Here is a 20,735-nt window from a genome sequence, read left to right as displayed (position 1 = left end):
GAGCGGCCACGGTGGCGTACGATGCTGCGCATGGACGACGCCGTCGATGGCCTGCAGGGCACCCTCCATCCCGGGCTGCGCCCCGTGGTGGACGCCTCCTGGCGGCGCGCGGAGCAGGCGCACCTCGACCCCGCCGTCGCCGCCCCGCTCGTCCTCGACGGCCCCTGGCTGGAGGACGCCAGGCGGACGCATCCCATCGCCGCGGCCCTCCCGGTGATCCGGCAGCTCCTGGTGCGGGACGCCGAGCCGGACAGCCGCGTGGTCGTGGCGGTCGGCGACGCGCGCGGGCGGCTGCTCTGGGTGGAGGGCGACCCTGTGCTGCGCCGGCGCGCGGAGTCCATGCTGTTCGTTCCCGGGGCCGCGTGGGCCGAGGGCGACGTGGGTACCTCCGCTCCCGGGACGGCGCTCGCGATCGGCGACGGCGTGCAGATCCGTGGTGCAGAGCACTTCGCCCAGGAGGTGAAGCCCTGGAGCTGCACCGCGGTTCCGGTGCGCGACCCGGAGACCGGCGACATCATCGGCGTGATCGACGTGACCGGCGGCGACCAGGTGGCCGAGCCGCACGTGCTTCCGCTACTGGAGGCGACGGCGGCCGCGGTCGAGCGGGAGCTGCTGATCGCGCGGCTGCGGGACGCGCGGACGCCCGGCGCTGGGCGGCGCGACCGTCCGCGGCCGGCCATCGCCGCACTGCGCGTGCTCGGCCGCGACACCGGCGAGCTGGCCGGCGCCGACGGCCGCGCAGGGACCCTGAGCGCACGGCACAGTGAGCTGCTCACCCTGCTCTCCTGGCATCGCGAGGGCCTGTCCGCCGAGCGCCTGGCCGAGCTGGTCTACGGTGACCCGGCCTCAACGGTCACCCTCCGCGCCGAGATCGTGCGCCTGCGGAAGGCCATCGCCGCGATCGCGCCGGAGCTCGGCCCGTTGGCACGGCCGTACCGGCTGGCCGCGCCGCTGGAGACGGACCTCGGCGCGGTGATCGACCTCCAGCGCCGCGGCGCGCACCGGGCGGCGATCGCGTCCTACGGCGGCGGGCCGCTGCCCGGGTCGGCCGCGCCGGGCATCGAGGACGTGCGCGAGGAGGTCATCGCCCGGCTGCGGGAGGCCCTGCTCGAGTCCGGTTCGGCGGACCTGCTGATCGCGTGGGGCGAGACCGAGCGCGGGAGCGCCGACGAGGACATCTGGCGGGCGGCGTTGCAGGCGTTGCCGCCGCACTCTCCGCGGCGCGCGCAGGTGGTGGCGCGGCTGCTGGCGCTGGAGTCCTGACCGCGCAACCGGATGCAACCTCTCCCTGCGTAACCTCCGGGACCAGAGGCGTGCGACGAGCGCACGCGACAGTCAAAGGAGACTCGCATGACTCTGAGCCCGGAACAGACCGAGGACGCCGCAGCGGTCACGACCGAGAAGCCGAGCGTCTACGCCCAGCCCGGCACGGCGGGCGCCGTGATGAGCTACGCGACCCGCTACGACCACTTCATCGGCGGACGGTACGTGGCGCCGGCGAACGGGCAGTACTTCGAGGACATCACCCCGGTCACCGGGAGGCCGTTCACCGAGATCGCGCGCGGCACCGCGGCCGACGTCGACCGGGCCGTCGATGCCGGGTGGGCCGCCTTCCCGGAGTGGAGCAGGACCTCCCCCGCCGAGCGCGCGCTGCTGCTCACCCGCATCGCCGACCGGATGGAGGCCAACCTCGAGCTGCTCGCGGTCGCAGAGACCTGGGAGAACGGCAAGCCGGTGCGCGAGACGCTCGCTGCGGACATCCCGCTCGCGATCGACCACTTCCGCTACTTCGCCGGGGCGATCCGTGCGCAGGAGGGCGGCATCAGCCAGCTCGACAACGACACCGTGGCCTACCACTTCCACGAGCCGCTCGGCGTGGTCGGGCAGATCATCCCGTGGAACTTCCCCATCCTGATGGCGACGTGGAAGCTCGCGCCCGCCCTCGCCGCGGGGAACTGCGTGGTGCTGAAGCCCGCGGAGCAGACGCCGGCCTCCATCCACGTCTGGCTGGACCTGATCCGCGACCTGCTGCCGGACGGCGTGCTCAACATCGTCAACGGCTTCGGCTTCGAGGCCGGGGCGCCGCTCGCGTCGCACCCGCGCATCCGCAAGGTCGCGTTCACCGGCGAGACCACGACCGGCCGACTCATCATGCAGTACGCCAGCGAGAACCTCATCCCGGTGACGCTCGAGCTCGGCGGCAAGAGCCCGAACATCTTCTTCGAGGACGTCGCGGCGCAGAAGGACTCCTTCTACGACAAGGCGCTGGAGGGCTTCTCGTTCTTCGCGCTCAACCAGGGCGAGGTGTGCACCTGCCCGTCGCGGGCGCTCGTGCAGAAGTCGATCTACGACGGCTTCGTCGCCGACGGTCTGGAGCGCGTGAAGCGGATCAAACAGGGCAACCCGCTGGACGTCTCCACGATGATCGGCGCGCAGGCGTCCAACGACCAGCTGGAGAAGATCCTCTCGTACATGGACATCGGCCGGCAGGAGGGCGCGAAGCTGCTGACCGGCGGCGAGCGAGCCGACCTCGGCGGGGACCTGGCCGGCGGCTACTACGTGCAGCCGACCGTGTTCGAGGGCGTCAACTCGATGCGGATCTTCCAGGAGGAGATCTTCGGCCCGGTGCTCGCGCTGACCAGCTTCAGCGACTTCGACGACGCGATCCGCACCGCGAACGACACCCTGTACGGGCTCGGCGCGGGCGTCTGGAGCCGCGACGGCTCCCAGCTCTACCGCGCGGGCCGGGCGATCGAGGCCGGCCGGGTCTGGTCGAACACCTACCACCAGTACCCGGCGCACGCAGCGTTCGGCGGCTACAAGCAGTCGGGCATCGGCCGGGAGAACCACCGGATGATGCTCGACCACTACCAGCAGACCAAGAACCTGCTGGTGTCGTACGCCGACGGCCCGATGGGCTTCTTCTAGGCCGATGGAGGCCATCCAGTCCCGCGTGGACGTCACGCCGGCCGCCGCGGCGATGCTGCGGCGGCTGGCGGCGAGCCACGGTCCGCTCATGTTCCACCAGTCCGGCGGCTGCTGCGACGGCTCGTCGCCGATGTGCTATCCGGTCGGGATGTTCCGGGTCGGCGCGTCCGACGTGCTGCTCGGCGAACTGGAGGTGGACGGGATCGACCCGGTGCGGGTGTACATGTCGGCCTCCCAGTTCGAGTACTGGAAGTACACGCACCTGACGATCGACCTCGTGGACGGCCGCGGCAGCGGGTTCTCGGTGGAGGCCCCGGAGGGCAAGCGCTTCCTGATCCGGTCCCGGATGCTCGACGAGGCGGAGTTGGCGGCCTTCGGGCTGGGCTGACGGCCCGTCACAGACTGCGGGAGGGCGTCGCATCGGGGCGCGACCGGCGCCCTCCCGCGAACACCGCCACGATCCCGATGCCGATCAGCGTCCCGAGCGTGTTGGCGAGCAGGTCGCGCGCGTCGCTGACCCGTGCGGGCAGGAAGAGCTGCACGAACTCGATCGTCAGCGTCATCGCGACGCCGAGCGCGAACGCCAGCCACCACCTCCCGCGGCCCAGCAGCACCGCGAACAGGAGGCCCACCGGCACGAACAGCAGTACGTTCGCCGTGAACTCCACCACATCGAAGTCGATCCACGTCAGCAGCGGCGTCGGCGCGAAGGTCGCGAGCAGGCCCTCGAGCAGCGGGTTGCGGTGCGGATCGGCAGGGGCCGGGTTCAGCGTGATCCACGCCACCAGCAGCAGGTAGGCGGCGGTGACGGCGAGGAGGACACGGCGGAGCATCCTCCTATGCTTGCGCACATGAGCACCGCCTTCCGCATCCCGATGTCCGGCCGCTCGACCGATGAGGCGCACCGCGTCTCCAGCCCGCTGGAGCTGCTGTTCGACCTGACGTTCGTCGTCGCGGTGGCCCAGGTGTCCGCGCAGCTCGCGCACGCGGGCGAGCAGGGCCACGCGCTGGCGAGCCTCGGCCCGTATCTGATGGTGTTCTTCGCCATCTGGTGGGCCTGGGTGAACTTCACCTGGTTCGCCTCCGCCTACGACACTGACGACGTCCCGTACCGGCTGATGACGATGCTGCAGATGGGCGGCGTGCTGGTGCTGGCGGCCGGTGTGCCCGCGGCCTTCGGCCTCACGGAATTCACCGCCATCATCATCGGCTACGTCATCATGCGGCTGGCGATGGTGGGCCAGTGGGTCCGCGCGGCGGTCGAGCATCCGGACGGGCGGGCGACCGCCACCCGGTACGCGGTCGGGATCGCCGCGGTGCAGGTGCTCTGGGTGGCCTGGGGGTTCCTGCCCGTCGAGCTGAAGCTGTGGACCTTCCTGCTCGCGGCCCTGCTGGAGCTGCTGGTGCCGGTGTGGGCGGAGCGGCCGGGGATGACCTCCTGGCATCCCCACCACATCGCGGAGCGGTACGGGCTGTTCACGATCATCGTGCTCGGCGAGTCGGTGTCGGCGTCCGCGATCGGCGTGCAGAGCGCTCTCGCCGCGCACGGCGTCTCCCCCGCACTGGTGGTGATCGCGGCGGCCGGGCTGGTGCTGCTGTTCGCGCTGTGGTGGCTGTACTTCCTGGAGCCTGCCGGGGAGGGCCTGCGGTCGAAGCGCGAGCGGGCGTTCTTCTGGGGCTACGGCCACTACTTTGTGTTCGCCTCGCTCGCCGCACTCGGAGCGGGGCTGGAGGTCGCGGTGCAGCGCGGCGCGGCCCACGCGGCGGTGTCGGACACGGCGGTGGAGTACGCCATCGCGATCCCGGTCGCGGTGTTCCTGCTGATGCTCTACGTGCTGCACGCACCGCTGGTGCCGGAGGTCGTCATCCGGCCGCTGAAGACCGGGATCGCTGTGCTGCTGGTGCTGCTCGCGCCGCTGGCGTCGCCGCTGATCGGGCTGGTCGGCGTCACGATCGTGCTCGCGGTGGTGGCGGCGGCGCTGGTGGCGGCGACGCTCATCGACCGGACCGCGGCGGCACGGCGCGTCTGAATCCGCGCCACATTCGTGCCGAATGTCGCGTTTCGCGGTCGTTGAGTCGACATTCGGCACGAATGTCGCGGGGCCGAGAACGCGGAACGGGCCGCCACCCGGAGGTGACGGCCCGTTCGCAAGAAGATCGCGTTGTCGATCGACTGCCTGAGTTATCGGCCCAGCGTTATCGACGCAGACCGAGGCGCTCGATGAGCGCACGGTAGCGGTTGATGTCGATGTCCGACAGGTAGCCGAGCAGGCGGCGACGCTGACCGACCAGGAGGAGCAGGCCACGACGCGAGTGGTGGTCGTGCTTGTGCTCCTTGAGGTGCTCGGTGAGGTCCTTGATCCGCTTGGTCAGGATGGCGACCTGAACCTCGGGGGATCCGGTGTCACCGGGGTGGGTCGCGTACTCGTCGATGATCGCCTTCTTGGTCTCTGCATCCAGTGCCATAGAGGGGATCCCCTTTCTCTCGTTGCGCGGTGCCCGGGGCCGAATGCCTGGGCTCTCTTTCTCCGCGGCCGTTCAGACGGCAACCTGAAGAGTTTAGCAGACCGGGATGCGCGCAGAGTCCGCGCGAGCGGGCCCTCCCGGCCTCACCGCGCCTCCGGTTCGAGCAGCCCGAAACCGGCGCCCTGGGCGTCGGTGACGATCGCCCAGCGGCCGACGCCCGCGGCGGCGACCGGGGCCTCGAGGATGCTCCCGCCGAGCCCCGTCAGCCGCTGCACGGCGGCGTCCAGGTCGGCCACTCCGAAATAGACCAGCCAGTGCGCCTGCACCCCTGCAGCCGAGGTCGTCGCGCCGGCGACGTTCACCGGGCCGACGTCCAGGAGGCCGTACGGCTCGCCGTTCACCCGCATCTCGCTCACCGCGACGCCGAGCACGGCCTCGTAGAAGGGGAACGTGCTCTCGTACTCGGGCGCTGCGAGCTCCAGCCAGTCGACGGCGCCCGGCTCGTCGCGCAGCCACGGGGAGTCCTCGTCGCGCTGCCAGAGGCCGTGCACGGCGCCGGCCGGGTCGGCGACGATGGCCAGCCGCACTCCCGGCATGATCTCGCCCGGCGGGAGCAGGACCGCTCCCCCGGTCGCCGTCGCCGCGGCAGCGGACGCGTCGATGTCCGCCACGGCGAAGTACACCGTCCAGACCGGGCGCTCCATCCCCGGCGGGAACGGGCCGATCGCGGCGACGGGCGTGCTGCTCAGCGACGCGACGGCGTAGCCGCCGTGGGCGGGGTCGGCGTCGGGGACGTCCCAGCCGAACAGCGAGCGGTAGAAGGAGGCGGAGGCAGCCGGGTCTGCGGTCTGGAGGTCGGCCCAGACGGGCGTGCCGGAAGGGAACTCGGTGACGATCGGCATGCCGCACAGGCTACTCGCGGGGCGCGTCAGCCGGGCAGCCCCCGCAGCACCTCGTCCAGCGCCTCCACCGCGACCGCCGCCGGGTCGTCGCCCTCGCCGCGCGACGCCCACCAGAGCAGCGCGGAGAAGTTCGCCGAGCTGATCGCGTCGGCGAGCACCTGTGCCCGCAGAGCCTCCGCCGGCACTCCGAGCCGGCGTGCGATGAACTCCGCGAGGATGTCGCGGTTCGCGCCGAGCCTGGTCAGCCCGAACCCGATCAGTGCCGGGTCGGTGGCCATCAGCCGGAGGCGGAACCGGGTCGCCTCCACGCCCTCCGGACCGAGGTCGAGCGACTCGGTGATGGCGCGGGCGATCACGTCCCGCGGGCGCTCGTCCGCCGGAGCCGCGTCCAGGACCTCGTGCATCCGGTCGACCACCGGCTCCAGGCCGCCCCAGACCAGGTCGGGTTTCGACGGGAAGTAGCGGAACAGCGTCCGCCGCCCGATGCCGGCGAGCGCGGCGATGTCGTCCATCGTGGTCGTCTCGTAGCCGTGCTCCGCGAAGTGCCGGAGGGCCAGCAGTGCGACCCGGTCGGGGTCGACGTCGGCGGGTCGGCCCCGTCTGCGCGGGACGGGTTCAGCTTCCGGCGAATTCATAGTCTCCATTATGGCACTCGGTGTTATAAATGCATCGACGCCCGAACTCGAGCGCCGACGATGTCATCGACTCAAGGAGTACAGCAGTATGAGCAGCAACGGAACCGGCCGCTTCGCCGGAAAGACCGCCATCGTGACCGGAGCCGGCTCCGGCATCGGCAAGGCGACCGCCCTCCGCCTCGCGTCCGAGGGCGCGCGCGTGGTCGGCAGCGACATCTCCGCCGACCGCCTGGCGGCCCTGGTGGAGGAGAACCCGGAGCTGGACATCGTCACCGTCGCGGGCGACGTCTCCAGCGAGGACACCATCGCCGCGGTCCTGGAGGCCGCAGGCGGGAAGGTCGACGCCCTCGCCAACATCGCCGGCATCATGGACGGCTTCCTCCCGGCCGCCGAGGTCGACGACGCGACCTGGGACCGCGTGTTCCTCGTCAACGTCACCGCGATCATGCGCCTCACCCGCGCGGTCCTCCCCCTCATGGTGGCGGCCGGCAGCGGCTCGATCGTGAACGTGTCGTCCGAGGCGGGCCTGCGCGGCTCGGCGGCGGGCGCGGCCTACACCGCCTCCAAGCACGCCGTCGTCGGGCTCACGAAGAGCACGAGCGTCTTCTACGCGCCGAACGGCGTCCGCACCAACGCGGTCGCGCCCGGCGGCGTCGTCACGAACGTGGACGGCACCTTCAAGTCGCAGCTCGCCGGCGAGCGCCTCGGCCCGATCATGCAGACCAACGTCCCGGCGGTGGCGCAGCCCGAGCAGCTCGCGGCAGCCATCACCTGGCTGCTGAGCGACGACTCCGCCAACATCTCCGGTGTCGTCCTCGCCTCCGACGGCGGCTGGTCGGCGATCTGATCCGTCGCGCTCAGGCGGTCGGCCGGCCCGGACGGGACCGGCCGACCGCTTCGGCGAGGAGGCGCAGACCGTCGGGGATGTCCTCGGACACGATCGACCCGAAGCCGAGCAGCAGGCCCTCCCAGCCCGTGCCAACCGCGAACCGCGGGAGCGCCTGCACCGCGACACCGGCGATGGCCGCGGCCTCCATGACCCGGGTGGAGTCGAAGGCGACGCCGTCGACCGGACGGAGCGCCAGGTGCAGCCCGGCCGCGGACGGCACGACCGCGAGGCGTCCGCTCAGCAGGTCCCCGGCCTCTCGGCCGATCAGGGCGTGACGCTCCTCGTAGACGCGCCGCGCCCGCCGCACGTGGGCGGCGAATGCGCCGGAGTCGAGGAGACGGGCCATCGCGGTCTGCGTCACGACGTCGTTGTGCCAGTCGGTCAACCGTTTGGCACTCCGCAGCGCCGGGACGAGGGAGGGCGGCGCGACCACGAAACCGAGCCGGAGCCCGGGCAGCATGGTCTTGGAGAACGTGCCGACGTAGACCACGCGTCCGTCGGCGTCCAGCCGCTGCAGCGGATCGAGCGCCCGCGCGCCGAAACGGTACTCGCTGTCGTAGTCGTCCTCCACGATGACGGCGTCGTTCCTGGCCGCCCACTCCAGCAGCGCGGTGCGCCGCTCCAGGGGGAGCACGCCGCCGAGCGGGAACTGGTGCGAGGGCGTCACGTAGACCAGGCGCGCCGCGGGAAGCAGGTCGACGCGGAGGCCGTGGTCGTCGACCGGGACGGGGACGACGCGCGCGCCGAGCTGCTCGAAGAGCTGGCGCACGGGCGGGTAGCCGGGGTCCTCGACGGCGACGGTGTCGCCGGGCTGCAGCAACGTGCGGGCAAGGAGATCGAAGGCCTGCTGGGCGCCGCTGGTGACCACCACGTCGCCGGCCGTGGCCGCGACCGAGCGGGCGAGCCCGAGGTGCCGGGCGATCCCGGCGCGCAGCCGCTCGACCCCGGCCGGGTCGGTGTAGTGCGCCGTCCGCAGGGCGGCCCCGCGCAGTGCGGAGGCGACGCTGCGGCGCCAGGCGTCGGCCGGGAAGAGCGCGGGGTCGGGCGAGCCGACGCTGAAGTCGTAGGCGATCGGGCGCGGCTCGGTCCAGAGCGGGTCGGCGAGGTCGCGCCAGGTGGGGACCGGGAGGGCTCCCTGGCGGGCAGACGCCGATTTCGTCGGTCGCGCTCCTGATCCCGAGACAACCTGGACCGGCATCGCCACGAACGTCCCCGACCCGACGCGCGCCGCGAGGTAGCCCTCCGCAGTCAGACGTTCGTACGCCGTGGAGACGGTGCTGCGCGAAACGCCCAGGCTCACCGCGAGCTCCCGGGTGGCGGGCAGACGCTCGCCGTGACGCAGCCGGCCGTCGAGCACGGCGTCGCGCAGTGCCCGATAGACGCGCTCGATGCGGTCTCCGCGCCCTTCGATCGACACGTGGATGTCCACGGCGGCCTCCCCGGTGATGCGCCTGAACCGGTTGCACAATGGTCTGATGGAATTCGCTTGAATTGGATCTTACAACCAACCAATAACGCTCCTACGGTGGAGCCATGACAGACACCTCGATCATCGAAACCATCGCTACGGCCGATCATCCCGTCCCGGTCGACCGGGTGCAGATCTCCGCCATCGTCCCGGAGGGCTACCGCAAGGTCATCAACCTCGACGGCTACGTCGCAAAAGCCGTGGAGGAGCCGCTCGGCGACCTGATCAAGCTCCGCGCCTCCCAGCTCAACGGCTGCACCTACTGCGTCGACATGCACTCGGTCGACCTGCAGAGCGGCGGCTTCCCGCTGCGCAAGGTGTTCGCGGTCTCCGCCTGGCGCGAGTCGCCGTGGTTCACCGAGCGCGAGCGCACAGCGCTGGAGCTGACAGAGGCCGTCACGCTCATCCACGAAGGCGGCGTCTCGGACGCGCTCTATGCGCGCGCGCTGAACGAGTTCGGCGAGGTGGGCTTCGCCGACCTGATCCTCGCGATCGGCACCATCAACCTCTGGAACCGGATCGCCATCCCCACCCGCATGCACCCGCCCGCGCTCTGAGCGCCCGGCGCACGCCGAAGGGCACGTAAACGCCCCTGAAACAGCGTTTCAGGGGCGTTTACGTGCCCTTCGGCGTGCGGTGAAGGTGGTCAGCTCACGCCGAGCAGGTCGATCACGAAGATCAGGGTCTTGCCCGAGAGCGGGTGACCGCCGCCGGCCGGCCCGTAGGCGAGCGCCGGGGGGACGGTGAGCTTGCGACGGCCGCCGACCTTCATGCCGGGGATGCCGTCCTGCCAGCCCTTGATCAGGTTGTTGAGCGGGAAGTTGATGGACTGCCCGCGGCTCCACGAGGAGTCGAACTCCTCGCCGGACTCGTACTCGACGCCCAGGTAGTGCACGTCGACCTTGGAGCCGGGGGTCGCCTCCGGGCCGGAGCCCTCGACGATGTCCACGATCTCGAGGGTCGTGGGGGCCGGGCCCTCCGGGGCGTCGACTTCGGGCTTCTCATTGGTGTTCTCTGCCATGCACCCATCCAACCGGTGCGAGACCTCCGCGTCAAAAGTCTTGCAATCCGGGCGCGGCTGGGGGAAGCTAGACGCATAACTCGACGACCCGGGAGCGTTGCAGGCATTGCCGCACCACCGGGCGTCGAGTCTTTTAACGCCCCTGTCAGCCGAACACTTTTCCAGGGTTCAGGATGCCGAGCGGGTCGAAGACCGACTTGAGCTTGACCTGCAGCTCGTAGGAGTCCGGCCCCAGCTCCTCCGCCAGCCAGCGGCGCTTCAGCACCCCGACGCCGTGCTCGCCGGTGAGCGTTCCGCCGAGCGCGACCGCGGTGCGGAACAGGTCGCCCGCGGCGTCCCAGACCTCCGGGCCGACCTCGTCGCCCTCCGTGATGAAGTTCGGGTGCAGGTTGCCGTCGCCCGCGTGCGCGACGGTCGGGATGGCGATGCCATAGCGCTCGCCGATCCGCTCGATCGCGTCGAACATCTCCGGCATCCGTGAGCGCGGCACGGCGACGTCCTCGATGAGCACCGTCCCGCTCGCCGCGAGCGCCGGATGGAACGCCCGGCGGATCGCGAGCAGCCGCTCGCCCTCCTCGGCGTCGGCGGCGACGCGCACCGTGCCGCCGGTCTCCGCGATCAGGGTGCTCGCCCGGGCGGCGTCCGCTGCGGCGGCCGGGCCGTCGAACTGGACCAGGAGGTACGCCGCTCCCCCGGTCGCGCCCAGGGCCTCCCGGATGGCCTGCCCGCCGAGGTGGGCCGAGATGCGCTCCAGCGCCGGGCCGTCGAGCAGCTCCATGATGGCCGGGCGCAGGTGGGCGGCCGTCACCCGCGCGGCGGCGTCGGAGGCCGCGCGCACGTCCGCGAACAGCGCGCCGAGCGTCGTCGGCTCGCCCTGCGGCAGCGGGAGGACGCGGACCGTCGCGCCGACGATCACGCCGAGCGTGCCCTCCGAGCCGACCAGCAGCGAGGTGAGGTCGTAGCCGGTGACGCCCTTGACGGTGCGATGGCCGGTGCGGACGAAGCGCCCGTCGGCGAGCACGACGTCGAGGCCGAGCACGGCGTCCCGGGTCACGCCGTACTTGGCGCACAGGAGCCCGCCGGCGTTGGTCGCGATGTTCCCGCCCACGGTGGAGATCGCCTTGCTCGCCGGGTCGGGCGCGAAGAACAGCCCGAACGGCTCCAGCGCGGCGTTGAGGTCGCCGTTGACCACGCCCGGCTCGACGACCGCGAGCTGGTCCTCCGTGGAGATCTCGAGGATGCGGTCCATCCGCGCCACGCTCAGCACGAGGGAGCCGGCCGTCGCGTTCGCGCCTCCCGCGAGGCCCGTGCCGGCTCCGCGCGGCACGACCGGCACCCGGAACTCGGAGGCCGCGCGCATCGTCGCCTGGACGTGCTCGACCGTGCGGGCGTTCACGATGGCGAGCGGGAGGCCGTCCGCCAGCCAGCCGGAGTGGTCGCCGCGCGCGGCGTCGAGGTGGTCGGGATCGACCGACAGCACATCGCCCGCGTCCTCGCCGAGCGCCGCCGTGAGCCAGTCGATGACATCCATGACCGTCATGCTAGTGCCGGTCGCACCCATGTCCGATTTCCGCTATCGGATGTCGGTGGCCCGTGTCACGCTGGGAGGCATGAGCAGCACCACGACGAAGCCGCACGTCCAGGACACGGCAGGCGACCGGCTCGCCGACCCGGTCTTCGCGCAGCGCTATCGGGCGATGAGCGCCAGGGACGCCCGCTTCGACGGCCAGTTCATCACCGGGGTCCACTCCACCGGCATCTACTGCCGGCCGAGCTGCCCCGCCGTGACGCCGAAGGCCGACAACGTCACCTTCTATCTGACCGCCGCCGCCGCGCACGAGGCCGGGCTGCGGGCGTGCAAGCGCTGCCTCCCCGACGCCGTGCCCGGCTCGCCGGAGTGGAACGTCCGCGACGACCTCGCCGCGCGCGCGATGCGCCTCATCGCCGACGGCACCGTCGAGCGGGAGGGCGTGCCGGGGCTCGCCCACCGCCTCGGCTACACGCCGCGCCACCTCGGCCGCGTGCTCACTGCCGAGCTGGGAGCCGGCCCGCTCGCCCTCGCCCGCGCTCATCGCGCACAGACCGCACGGCTGCTGCTGGCGGGCACGGACATGCCCGTCACCGATGTGGCCTTCGCCGCGGGCTTCTCCAGCGTGCGGCAGTTCAACGAAACGATGGCGGAGATCTACCACGTGACGCCGGGCGCGATCCGGGAGTCCGCGCGACGCCGGCCCGGGATCGTGCACGGGCCGATGGTGGTGGGCGCGACAGCGGGCGCGTCGCTGACGCTGCGGCTGCCGGCGCGGGCGCCGTTCGACGGCGGGCGGGTGCTGGCGTTCCTCGGAGCGCGGGCGATCGAGGGCATGGAGGCCGCGGTGGCGGGGGCCGACGGCTCCGGCATCGCCCCCTCCTACAGCCGCGCGCTCCGCCTCCCCCACGGACCCGCCTCCATCCGTCTCACCCTGGCGGGCGACGCCGACTCCCCCGCGATCGAGTGCGAGGCCAGCCTCGCCGACATGGCAGACCTCGCGCCGCTGGTGGCGCGGGTCCGGCGCCTGCTCGACCTGGACGCAGATGCGGAGGCCATCGACACCGCACTGGCGGCCGACCCGGTGCTCGCGCCGTCCGTGGCCGCGGCGCCCGGGATGCGGGTGCCAGGAGCGGTCGACCCGGAGGAGATCCTGTTCCGCGCTCTGATCGGGCAGCAGGTGTCCGTGCCGGCCGCGCGCACCGCGCTCGCCCGCCTCACCGCCGCGCTGGGCGAGCCCGCGGCGATCGGCGGCTTCACGCGGCTGTTCCCGACCGCGGCGGCGATCGCCGAGCACGGCAGGGAGGTGCTGCGCGGTCCGGGCAAGCGCATCGACGCGATCGTCGGCGCCGCTGCGGCGCTGGCGGACGGCTCGCTCGCGATCGACGTCGGCGAGTCCCGGTCCGAACTGGAGGCCCGGCTGGTCGCGCTCCCCGGCATCGGCCCGTGGACCGCCGGCTACGTCGCCCTGCGCGTGCTCGGCAGCCCGGACGTACTGCTGACCGGCGACCTGGCGCTGCGGCAGGGGGCGGCGCGGCTCGGCCTCCCGGCAGACCCGCGTGAGCTCGCCGCGCGCGGGGCGCTCTGGTCGCCGTGGCGCAGCTACGCCGGGATGCACCTGTGGGAGAGCGCTCACATGGCGCAGCAGGAGGCCAGGGTGCAGAGGGATGCGCAGAAGGCGGCGCAGCGCGCCACGCGGCCGACGCGCCGCAGCCCCGCGGGCACCCGCGAAGCGTAGGATCGCACTCGCCGGGCCACCGTGACGGTCCGGCCTTGAAGACAGGCGATTCGGTCGAGGAGGGAGCGTTCTCGTGCCCTCGATCACCGTCGTGATCCCCGCGCTCGACGACGCAGGGATGCTCGCCCGCTGCCTCGCCGACCTCGCCGCGCAGCTCCGCCCTGCGGACGAGATCATCGTCGTGGACAACGGCAGCTCCGACGACACCGCGGCCGTCGCCCGCGCCGGAGGGGCGCGCGTGCTGGAGCAGCCGGTGCGCGGCATCTTCCCCGCGGCGGCCACCGGCTACGACGCCGCCACCACGGACATCGTCGCGCGCCTGGACGCCGACTCGCGGCCTCCCGTCGACTGGCTGCTGCACATCGAGGCCGAGTTCGTGGACGACCCCGCGATCGGCGTGCTGACCGGCCCCGGCGTCTTCTACGACGGCAACACGTTCGTCGCGGGTCTCGGCCAGCTCCTCTACATCGGCGGCTACTTCTGGTCGATGGAGATCTGGCTCGGGCACCCGCCGATCTTCGGCTCCAACTTCGCGATGCGGCGGGAGGTCTGGCAGGAGGTCCGCGGGCGTGTGCACCGCGATCTGCGCGAGGTCCACGACGACCTGGACCTCGCCATCCACCTCGACCCCGGCGTGGTCGTGCGCTACGACGAGCGGCTGCTGGTCGGCATCTCGTCGCGACCGTTCTCGACGTGGCGCGGCTTCGGGCGGCGCATCCGCTGGGCGTTCGGCACGCTGCGCATGCACCTGCCGGAGGAGACGCCGTGGCGGCGCAGGGCGGCGCGACGGCGATGGGAGGCCGAGCACACCGAGGAGGCCCCCGGCGCGATCGCCTGAGCGGCCGGGCGAGCGCGCGGGTTCTGCGCGTTGTGGGCGCTATCGGCGGCCGTCCCGGTTCGTGTCGGCAGGCTCCCGACCGATAGGTTGGACGGTGTGAGATTCTCGCACCTCAGCACCACCCCGGACTCGCACCCGCGCCTGGCGGCCGTCATCGGAGACGGCGCCCTCTTCCTCGACGAGCTCCTCGCCGACGCGCCCCGCGACCTCCAAGACCTCATCGAGCGCGGCGACGCGACCCTGACGGAGGTGCGCGCCCTCGTGGACGACGCCGTCACCGCCGGGGCCCCGCTCGTCCCCGTGCACGAGCTGCGCCACGCCTCCGCCGTCCTGCGCCCGCCGCAGGTCATCGCGATCGGCGCCAACTACGCCGCGCACGCCTCCGAGCTGAAGCTGCGCAGCGAGAAGGCGGCGACCGTCTTCTCGCTCTGGCCCAACTCGCTCGCCGGCCACGGCGGCACCACGAGCTGGCCGGAAGACCTCACGACCCAGGTGGACTACGAGGCCGAGCTCGGCGTCATCATCGGCAAGCCCGCACGCAACGTGTCGGTGCGCGACGCCCTCGACTACGTATGGGGCTACACGGTGGTCAACGACATCACCGCGCGCGACCTCCAGTTCTCCGAGGCGCAGTGGTCGCGCTGCAAGTCGTTCGACGGCTTCACCCCCAACGGCCCGGTGGTCGTCACGGCCGACGAGGTCGCCGACCCGCAGGACCTCTGGCTCACCACGAACGTGGACGGCGCGATCCTGCAGGACGCCTCCACGGCCGACATGGTGCGCTCGGTCGCCGAGATCATCGAGTTCCTGTCGCGGTCCGCCACGATCCAGCCCGGCACGCTCATCTCGACCGGCAGCCCGGGCGGCGCCGGCTACTCGCGCACTCCCCCAGTCTTCCTGCGCGACCGCTCGACGGTCACGGTCTCGATCGGCGGGATCGGCTACCTGACGACGTACTGCCGCGTCAACTGACGCCGTCATCCCGGCATTACATGCATTGCACGCATTAGTCGGCGCTGTCGGCTAGCGTGAGTGCATGTCGATCGGCGAGCGGCGGCCCGGAGTCTCGGGCGGAGACGACGAGGCGGCCCGCCTCGACGCGGTCCTGCCGGACATCGACTGGTCGATCGCTCCCGTCGGAGCGACGTTCTCGACCTTCCGCGCTCCCAGCGGCGAGCTCGCCGTGGTCGCGCTCGGCGACCCCGCCGACCCGCGCGTCGTCCTGGTGCCCGGCGCCACCGGCTCCAAGGAGGACTTCTACCTCCTCGCGCCGATCCTGGCGGCGGCCGGCTACTACGTGCAGAGCTACGACCTGGCCGGCCAGTACGAGTCGGCGTCCGCCGGACCACCGGCGGGAGGTCATTACACCTACGACCTGCTGGTGGCCGACTTCGTGGCGTTCCTGCGCGACGGCGGCCCCGCGCACGTCCTCGGCTACTCGTTCGCAGGCATCCTCGCCGAGCTCGCGCTCGTGCAGCACCCGGAGCTGTTCCGCACGCTGACGCTGCTGACCTCGCCGCCGGAGCCGGGCCAGGCCTTCAGGAGCGTGCGTGTCATCGGCTGGCTGAGCTGGTTCCTCGGCGGCCGGCAGGGCGCCGGGCTGATGATCTGGGGCATCGTCACCAACAAGAACAAGGTCGGCCCGACCCGGCTCGCGTTCGTCCGCTCCCGGTTCGCGCTCACCCGGCGGTCGAGCGTGGACGACATCGTCGGGCTGATGAAGCATGTGCCCGATGTGCGCGAGCGCATCGCCGCGATCGGCCTCCCCGTGCTGGTGGCGACGGGCGACCACGACCTGTGGCCGACCCACCTGCACGCCGCGAACGCGAAGGCGCTCGGCGCGCGGCTCGCCGTCTACCGCACCGGCCACAGCCCGTGCGAGACGGCCCCCAACCAGCTCGGCCGCGACATGATCGCCCTCTTCCGCTCCACCGACCCGAGCTGACCATTCCACTGGGCCGAGGCGCACGAAAACGCCCCTAAAACGGCATTTTAGAGGCGTCTACGTGCCCTTCGAGGGAGGGCGGAGCGCTACTCGCGGGCCTTCTCGGCGGCTTCGATGGCCTCGGCCTCGACGATCGGGATGGAGGTGGTGATCGCCTCGAGGCCGCTCAGGCGGGCCGGGGACAGCAGGCGGGTGACCTCCTCGCGGCTCATCAGCTTGGCCTCCACCACCAGATCGGCGACGTTGTGGCCGGTCAGCAGCGCGGACTTCGCGAGCGCGGCCGCGGCGGCGTAGCCGATGTGCGGGGTGAGGGCGGTGATGACGCCGACCGACGAGCCGACCATCGCGCCGAGGCGCTCCTCGTTGGCCGTGATGCCGTCGACGCAGTTGACGCGCAGCGTGTGGAAGGCCTGCGCCATCCAGGTGATGCTCTGCAGCAGCGAGTGGGCGATGACCGGCTCGAACGCGTTCAGCTGGAGCTGGCCGCCCTCGGCCGCCATCGTCACGGTGACGTCGGCGCCGGCCACGGAGAACGCGACCTGGTTGACGACCTCCGGGATGACCGGGTTGACCTTGCCCGGCATGATCGACGACCCGGCCTGGCGCGGCGGGAGGTTGATCTCGCCGAGGCCGGCCTGCGGGCCGGACGACAGCAGGCGCAGGTCGTTGCAGATCTTCGACAGCTTGATGGCGCTGCGTTTGAGCGAGCCGGAGAACGACATGAAGGCGCCGGCGTCGCTGGTCGACTCGATCAGGTCGGGCGCGGTCTCCAGGTTGAGGCCGGTGATCAGGTTGAGGTGCTTGACCGCCGAGGCCGCGTAGCCGGGGTCGGCAGTGATGCCGGTGCCGATCGCGGTCGCGCCCAGGTTGATCTCGGCGAGCAGCCACTTGGTCTCGGTGAGCCGGGCGTGGTCCTCGGTGAGAGTGGTGGCGAAGCCGTGGAACTCCTGGCCGAGGGTCATCGGAACGGCGTCCTGCAGCTGGGTGCGGCCGACCTTGAGGATGTGGCGGAACTCCCGGCCCTTGGCGGCGAACGCGTCGCGCAGCAGGGCGAGCTCGCCGAGCAGGTGGTCGAGCGCGAACGTCAGTCCGATCTTGATCGCGGTCGGGTATGTGTCGTTCGTGCTCTGGCTGCGGTTCACGTCGTCGATCGGGGACATGAACGCGTAGTCGCCCTTGGGGCGGCCGTCGAGCTCCAACGCGATGTTCGCGATGACTTCGTTCGCGTTCATGTTCGTGGAGGTGCCTGCGCCGCCCTGCATGACGCCGACCACGAACTGGTCGTGGTACTGGCCGTCGATGATGAGCTGGCAGGCCCGGTCGATGAGGTCGGCCTTGTGCTTCTCCAGCACGCCGATCTCGACGTTGGCGCGCGCCGCGGCCTGCTTGACGGCGGCGAGGGCGACGATCAGGTCGGGGTAGACGGAGATGGGCCGCTTGGCGATCGGGAAGTTCTCGAGGGCGCGCGAGGTGTGGACGCCCCAGTAGGCGTCGGCCGGGATCTCCCGGCTGCCGAGCGAGTCGGTCTCGACGCGGGTTGGCCGGCCCTCGGCGCTGGGGGTCGGGACGTCGGAGACGTTCTCGGAAGCGTCGACGACCGTGGTGTCGATGACGGGGATGGGGTGAGTCTTCGGTTCGTCCATCGTTGCTGTGGAATCCACGCTTGGCTCCATTGCCTCTCGTTGTGCGTTGGCGTTTTTTGGGGGCTGCCGGCCGTTCGTGGCGCCCGGCACAGCCGAGCCTACCCCTGGTGACTGCACGGGTGATGGACACATCGTCCGGTATCCCGGACACCGTTCGACAGCCTGTCGAGACGGCCTCCGCTCAGCCCAGCTTGCGCAGCAATCCGCGCGCGAACCGGTCCTTGCCCTCGGTGTACGGCGGGTAGATGAGCTGCAGGGTGTCGGGCGCGAGCGCCTTCGTCAGCACGGCCTTCTCGTGGCTGAAGGTCTCCAGCGACCGGCGGCCGTGGTAAGCGCCGGATCCGCTCTCCCCCACGCCGCCGAAGGGGAGGCCGCCGACCGCGAGGTGCGCCGCCGGCACGCCGAAGCCGACCGCCCCGGAGCTCGTCTCGGTGAGGATGCGCCGGCGCACGTCGCGCCGCTCGCTGAAGACGTACAGGGCCAGCGGCTTGTCACCGGAGCGGATGAAGGCGATGGCGTCGTCCAGCCCGTCGACGGCGACGATCGGCAGCACGGGGCCGAAGATCTCATCGCCCATCACCGCCGAGTCGCGCGGCACGTCCACGAGCACGGTCGGGGCGAGGTAGCGGGAGGCCGCGTCCGATCGGCCGCCGACCGCGGCCGTTCCGGAGTCGAGCAGCCCGGTGAGCCGTTCGAAGTGGCGGTCGTCCACGATCCGGCCGTAGTCGGGGCTGTCGGCCGGGTCGTCGCCGTAGAGCGAGCGCACGGCGTTCCCGAGCTCGACGGCGAGCCGCTCCGAAATGGCCTTCGTGGCCAGGATGTAGTCGGGCGCGACGCAGGTCTGTCCCGCGTTCATGAACTTGCCCCAGGCGATCCGGCGCGCCGCCGCGGCGAGGTCGACGGAGTCGTCCACGTACACCGGGGACTTGCCGCCGAGCTCCAGGGTCACCGGGGTCAGGTGCTCGGCCGCCGCCGCGGCGACGATGCGGCCGACGCGGCCGTTGCCGGTGAAGAAGATGTGGTCCCAGCGCTGGGCGAGCAGCTCCGTGGTCTCCGCGACCCCGCCCTCCACGACGGCCACGGCCGACCGGTCGAGGTACTGCGGGACGAGCCGCGCCATCGCGGCGGAGGTGGCGGGCGCGAGCTCGCTCGGCTTCAGCACGACGGCGTCGCCGGCGGCCAGCGCGCCGACGACCGGGGCCAGCAGCAACTGCACCGGGTAGTTCCAGGGGGCGATCACGAGCACGACGCCGACCGGCTCCAGCATGACCCGGGCCTTCGCGGGCATCAGGGCGCCGGGGACGGCGACGCGACGGGGCCGCAGCCAGCGCCGGAGGTTGCGGCGCATGTGGTCGATCTCGCCGACGACGAAACCGACCTCGGCGATCTGCGACTCGGTCGGGTTCTTGGCGAGGTCCTCCAGCAGGGCGTCCTCGAACTCGGCCGCACGCTCGGTGAGCATCCGGCGGAGGGCGGAGAGCTGGGCGAGCCGCCAGGAGAGCGGCTTGGTGCGGCCGCTCTCGAAGGTGGCACGCAGGGTCGCGACGGTGTGCGGGATGCTGTCGCCGGCGACGGTGCCGGACGAGAGCGTGGACTCGGACGTCATGCGCCCATCATCACACGCGCGGCCGGTACTCCAGGTCGTAGATCGCGTGTCCGAGCCGCTCGCCGCGCCGCTCGAACTTGGTCACCGGCCGGTCGTCCGGGCGCGGGATGAACCCGCCGGCGCCGGCGACGTTCACGAGGGCGGGCTCGGCGTCCAGCACCTCGATCATGTGCTCGGCGTACGGCTCCCAGTCCGTCGCGAGCCGGAGCACGCCGGTCGGCTTCAGCACCGCGACGAGGAGTCGGACGACGTCGGGCTGCACCAAGCGCCGCCGGTGGTGCCGGGCCTTCGGCCACGGGTCGGGGAAGAAGATGAGCACCTCATCGACGCTGGCGGCGCCGAGCCCCCGCTCGAAGACCTCCACCGCGTCGTGCCGGACGACCCGGACATTTGTCAGCCCCTGCTCGTGGGCGGCGGCGAGCACCCGCCCGACGCCGGCGCCGTGCACCTCCACACCGAGGAAGTCCTTCTCGGGATGCCGCGCGGCCAGGGCGAGGAGGTTCTCGCCGTTGCCGAAGCCGATCTCGACCACGCGCGCCGCCGAGCGCGCGAAGGTCGTGTCGAGGTCGAGCGGCGAGCCGTCGAAGTCCACGCCGTAGACCGGCCAGAACTCGTCGATCGCCCGCCGCTGCGCCTCGGTCTTCCTGCCGCGGACGACGAAGCTGTGCGGCCTGACGAGGGGGGACGGTTCCATCCCTCCATTCTCGCAGGCCGCACGAGCGGCATGTCGCATGGGCAGCAAGGGTCAGAGGTGCGCCCCCACGACGTGCCAGGGCAGGAACGCCAGCCCGAAGCCCACGCCGACCACCGCGATCAGAAGTCCGATCAGGATGCCGGCGAGCATGACGGCGTTGAGCACGATCCCCCAGATCGCGAACGTGCGGCCCTCCGGCTCCCGGCTGAGCGCGAGCACGCCGAGCACGAGGCCGGCGATCGGGGCGAGGAAGGTCCAGCTGAAGACGATGGACGCGAGGCCGAGCGCGAAGCTCGTGACGCTGAGCGTGCGGGCCGGAGCGGCCTGGTACGGGTTCGGTGAGGTGCTGGTGGATGTCATGCATACAGTCAAGCGAACCGCGTGGCCCGCGCACATCCGGGTAACCCCCGGTTGCGGTCAGGGGTTACCCGGGA

21 protein-coding genes are annotated in these 20,735 nt (G+C 71.8%); 10 read left to right on the top strand and 11 right to left on the bottom strand.

Annotated features, from left to right (window positions below; all coding sequences use genetic code 11):
- Nucleotides 1–30 precede the first annotated feature (30 nt).
- The 3 genes from ABH923_RS19125 (at nt 31) to ABH923_RS19115 (ending at nt 3,316) form a co-directional block, all read left to right on the top strand.
- Nucleotides 31–1,263 carry a GAF domain-containing protein gene (locus tag ABH923_RS19125; protein WP_370056981.1) on the top strand — a complete coding sequence of 411 codons (1,233 nt, stop codon included), beginning with the start codon at nt 31–33 and terminating at the stop codon, nt 1,261–1,263.
- A gap of 87 nt (nt 1,264–1,350) precedes the next feature.
- The gene (locus ABH923_RS19120; protein ID WP_370056980.1) at nt 1,351–2,928 is read left to right on the top strand and encodes an aldehyde dehydrogenase family protein; all 1,578 of its coding nucleotides are present in this window, start codon (nt 1,351–1,353) and stop codon (nt 2,926–2,928) included.
- 4 nt (nt 2,929–2,932) lie between these two features.
- Complete coding sequence (locus tag ABH923_RS19115; RefSeq protein WP_370056979.1) at nt 2,933–3,316, top strand: DUF779 domain-containing protein; 384 nt, start codon at nt 2,933–2,935, stop codon at nt 3,314–3,316.
- A 7-nt stretch (nt 3,317–3,323) separates the two neighbouring features.
- On the opposite strand, the gene ABH923_RS19110 is transcribed toward ABH923_RS19115, so the two are convergent.
- Nucleotides 3,324–3,761 (bottom strand): VanZ family protein, encoded by a 438-nt coding sequence (locus tag ABH923_RS19110; RefSeq protein WP_370056978.1) that lies wholly within the window; start codon nt 3,759–3,761, stop codon nt 3,324–3,326.
- Between the two features lie 18 nt (nt 3,762–3,779).
- Here ABH923_RS19110 and ABH923_RS19105 point away from each other — a divergent pair, with 18 nt between their 5' ends.
- The gene (locus ABH923_RS19105; RefSeq protein WP_370056977.1) at nt 3,780–4,958 is read left to right on the top strand and encodes a low temperature requirement protein A; all 1,179 of its coding nucleotides are present in this window, start codon (nt 3,780–3,782) and stop codon (nt 4,956–4,958) included.
- A gap of 166 nt (nt 4,959–5,124) precedes the next feature.
- Here the strand turns inward: ABH923_RS19105 and rpsO are convergent, their stop codons facing one another.
- The 3 genes from rpsO to ABH923_RS19090 all read right to left on the bottom strand — a co-directional run bounded on the left by rpsO (nt 5,125) and on the right by ABH923_RS19090 (nt 6,931).
- A complete protein-coding gene (gene rpsO / locus ABH923_RS19100; RefSeq protein ID WP_055919394.1) occupies nt 5,125–5,394 on the bottom strand; it encodes a 30S ribosomal protein S15 in 270 nt (89 codons plus the stop codon).
- Between the two features lie 143 nt (nt 5,395–5,537).
- A complete protein-coding gene (locus ABH923_RS19095; protein WP_370056976.1) occupies nt 5,538–6,296 on the bottom strand; it encodes a VOC family protein in 759 nt (252 codons plus the stop codon).
- Between the two features lie 26 nt (nt 6,297–6,322).
- Nucleotides 6,323–6,931, bottom strand: a complete 609-nt coding sequence (locus ABH923_RS19090; RefSeq protein ID WP_370056975.1) for a TetR family transcriptional regulator — start codon at nt 6,929–6,931, stop codon at nt 6,323–6,325.
- Between the two features lie 88 nt (nt 6,932–7,019).
- Here ABH923_RS19090 and ABH923_RS19085 point away from each other — a divergent pair, with 88 nt between their 5' ends.
- Nucleotides 7,020–7,778 carry an SDR family NAD(P)-dependent oxidoreductase gene (locus tag ABH923_RS19085; RefSeq protein ID WP_370056974.1) on the top strand — a complete coding sequence of 253 codons (759 nt, stop codon included), beginning with the start codon at nt 7,020–7,022 and terminating at the stop codon, nt 7,776–7,778.
- A gap of 10 nt (nt 7,779–7,788) precedes the next feature.
- On the opposite strand, the gene ABH923_RS19080 is transcribed toward ABH923_RS19085, so the two are convergent.
- Nucleotides 7,789–9,249 carry a PLP-dependent aminotransferase family protein gene (locus tag ABH923_RS19080; protein WP_370056973.1) on the bottom strand — a complete coding sequence of 487 codons (1,461 nt, stop codon included), beginning with the start codon at nt 9,247–9,249 and terminating at the stop codon, nt 7,789–7,791.
- Nucleotides 9,250–9,353: 104 nt separating this feature from the next.
- Here ABH923_RS19080 and ABH923_RS19075 point away from each other — a divergent pair, with 104 nt between their 5' ends.
- On the top strand, nt 9,354–9,845 hold the full coding sequence (locus tag ABH923_RS19075; RefSeq protein ID WP_370056972.1) for a carboxymuconolactone decarboxylase family protein: 492 nt from the start codon (nt 9,354–9,356) through the stop codon (nt 9,843–9,845).
- An 89-nt stretch (nt 9,846–9,934) separates the two neighbouring features.
- Here the strand turns inward: ABH923_RS19075 and ABH923_RS19070 are convergent, their stop codons facing one another.
- Complete coding sequence (locus ABH923_RS19070) at nt 9,935–10,309, bottom strand: FKBP-type peptidyl-prolyl cis-trans isomerase (protein WP_055919382.1); 375 nt, start codon at nt 10,307–10,309, stop codon at nt 9,935–9,937.
- 145 nt (nt 10,310–10,454) lie between these two features.
- Complete coding sequence (locus ABH923_RS19065; RefSeq protein ID WP_370056971.1) at nt 10,455–11,840, bottom strand: FAD-binding oxidoreductase; 1,386 nt, start codon at nt 11,838–11,840, stop codon at nt 10,455–10,457.
- A gap of 49 nt (nt 11,841–11,889) precedes the next feature.
- On the opposite strand from ABH923_RS19065, the gene ABH923_RS19060 reads away from it, so the two are divergent.
- The 4 genes from ABH923_RS19060 to ABH923_RS19045 all read left to right on the top strand — a co-directional run bounded on the left by ABH923_RS19060 (nt 11,890) and on the right by ABH923_RS19045 (nt 16,358).
- Nucleotides 11,890–13,575 carry an AlkA N-terminal domain-containing protein gene (locus tag ABH923_RS19060; protein WP_370057396.1) on the top strand — a complete coding sequence of 562 codons (1,686 nt, stop codon included), beginning with the start codon at nt 11,890–11,892 and terminating at the stop codon, nt 13,573–13,575.
- A gap of 73 nt (nt 13,576–13,648) precedes the next feature.
- Complete coding sequence (locus ABH923_RS19055; RefSeq protein WP_370056970.1) at nt 13,649–14,413, top strand: glycosyltransferase family 2 protein; 765 nt, start codon at nt 13,649–13,651, stop codon at nt 14,411–14,413.
- A gap of 96 nt (nt 14,414–14,509) precedes the next feature.
- On the top strand, nt 14,510–15,385 hold the full coding sequence (locus ABH923_RS19050; protein ID WP_370056969.1) for a fumarylacetoacetate hydrolase family protein: 876 nt from the start codon (nt 14,510–14,512) through the stop codon (nt 15,383–15,385).
- A 64-nt stretch (nt 15,386–15,449) separates the two neighbouring features.
- Nucleotides 15,450–16,358 carry an alpha/beta fold hydrolase gene (locus ABH923_RS19045; protein WP_370056968.1) on the top strand — a complete coding sequence of 303 codons (909 nt, stop codon included), beginning with the start codon at nt 15,450–15,452 and terminating at the stop codon, nt 16,356–16,358.
- Between the two features lie 86 nt (nt 16,359–16,444).
- On the opposite strand, the gene ABH923_RS19040 is transcribed toward ABH923_RS19045, so the two are convergent.
- The 4 genes from ABH923_RS19040 to ABH923_RS19025 all read right to left on the bottom strand — a co-directional run bounded on the left by ABH923_RS19040 (nt 16,445) and on the right by ABH923_RS19025 (nt 20,661).
- The gene (locus tag ABH923_RS19040) at nt 16,445–18,001 is read right to left on the bottom strand and encodes an aspartate ammonia-lyase (RefSeq protein WP_370057395.1); all 1,557 of its coding nucleotides are present in this window, start codon (nt 17,999–18,001) and stop codon (nt 16,445–16,447) included.
- Between the two features lie 181 nt (nt 18,002–18,182).
- Nucleotides 18,183–19,607 carry an aldehyde dehydrogenase family protein gene (locus tag ABH923_RS19035; protein ID WP_370056967.1) on the bottom strand — a complete coding sequence of 475 codons (1,425 nt, stop codon included), beginning with the start codon at nt 19,605–19,607 and terminating at the stop codon, nt 18,183–18,185.
- A gap of 10 nt (nt 19,608–19,617) precedes the next feature.
- On the bottom strand, nt 19,618–20,301 hold the full coding sequence (trmB, locus tag ABH923_RS19030; RefSeq protein WP_370056965.1) for a tRNA (guanosine(46)-N7)-methyltransferase TrmB: 684 nt from the start codon (nt 20,299–20,301) through the stop codon (nt 19,618–19,620).
- A gap of 51 nt (nt 20,302–20,352) precedes the next feature.
- On the bottom strand, nt 20,353–20,661 hold the full coding sequence (locus tag ABH923_RS19025; RefSeq protein ID WP_370056964.1) for a hypothetical protein: 309 nt from the start codon (nt 20,659–20,661) through the stop codon (nt 20,353–20,355).
- Nucleotides 20,662–20,735: the final 74 nt, after the last annotated feature.

Origin of the sequence: Leifsonia sp. EB41 (assembly GCF_041262565.1) — a bacterium.
GTDB lineage: Bacteria > Actinomycetota > Actinomycetes > Actinomycetales > Microbacteriaceae > Leifsonia.
The sequence above is the reverse complement of the archived record's forward strand: the minus strand, read 5'-3'. Positions and strand labels throughout refer to the sequence as shown.

Coding starts and splice junctions, on each gene's coding strand:
- ABH923_RS19115 (WP_370056979.1), top strand. CDS start 2,933: ATGGAGGCCATCCAGTCCCGCGTGGACGTCACGCCGGCCGCCGCGGCG.
- rpsO (WP_055919394.1), bottom strand. CDS start 5,394: ATGGCACTGGATGCAGAGACCAAGAAGGCGATCATCGACGAGTACGCG.
- ABH923_RS19065 (WP_370056971.1), bottom strand. CDS start 11,840: ATGGATGTCATCGACTGGCTCACGGCGGCGCTCGGCGAGGACGCGGGC.
- ABH923_RS19075 (WP_370056972.1), top strand. CDS start 9,354: ATGACAGACACCTCGATCATCGAAACCATCGCTACGGCCGATCATCCC.
- ABH923_RS19090 (WP_370056975.1), bottom strand. CDS start 6,931: ATGAATTCGCCGGAAGCTGAACCCGTCCCGCGCAGACGGGGCCGACCC.
- ABH923_RS19060 (WP_370057396.1), top strand. CDS start 11,890: ATGTCGGTGGCCCGTGTCACGCTGGGAGGCATGAGCAGCACCACGACG.
- ABH923_RS19045 (WP_370056968.1), top strand. CDS start 15,450: ATGTCGATCGGCGAGCGGCGGCCCGGAGTCTCGGGCGGAGACGACGAG.
- trmB (WP_370056965.1), bottom strand. CDS start 20,301: ATGGAACCGTCCCCCCTCGTCAGGCCGCACAGCTTCGTCGTCCGCGGC.
- ABH923_RS19105 (WP_370056977.1), top strand. CDS start 3,780: ATGAGCACCGCCTTCCGCATCCCGATGTCCGGCCGCTCGACCGATGAG.
- ABH923_RS19120 (WP_370056980.1), top strand. CDS start 1,351: ATGACTCTGAGCCCGGAACAGACCGAGGACGCCGCAGCGGTCACGACC.
- ABH923_RS19085 (WP_370056974.1), top strand. CDS start 7,020: ATGAGCAGCAACGGAACCGGCCGCTTCGCCGGAAAGACCGCCATCGTG.
- ABH923_RS19110 (WP_370056978.1), bottom strand. CDS start 3,761: ATGCTCCGCCGTGTCCTCCTCGCCGTCACCGCCGCCTACCTGCTGCTG.
- ABH923_RS19040 (WP_370057395.1), bottom strand. CDS start 18,001: ATGGACGAACCGAAGACTCACCCCATCCCCGTCATCGACACCACGGTC.
- ABH923_RS19035 (WP_370056967.1), bottom strand. CDS start 19,607: ATGACGTCCGAGTCCACGCTCTCGTCCGGCACCGTCGCCGGCGACAGC.
- ABH923_RS19125 (WP_370056981.1), top strand. CDS start 31: ATGGACGACGCCGTCGATGGCCTGCAGGGCACCCTCCATCCCGGGCTG.
- ABH923_RS19025 (WP_370056964.1), bottom strand. CDS start 20,661: ATGACATCCACCAGCACCTCACCGAACCCGTACCAGGCCGCTCCGGCC.
- ABH923_RS19095 (WP_370056976.1), bottom strand. CDS start 6,296: ATGCCGATCGTCACCGAGTTCCCTTCCGGCACGCCCGTCTGGGCCGAC.
- ABH923_RS19070 (WP_055919382.1), bottom strand. CDS start 10,309: ATGGCAGAGAACACCAATGAGAAGCCCGAAGTCGACGCCCCGGAGGGC.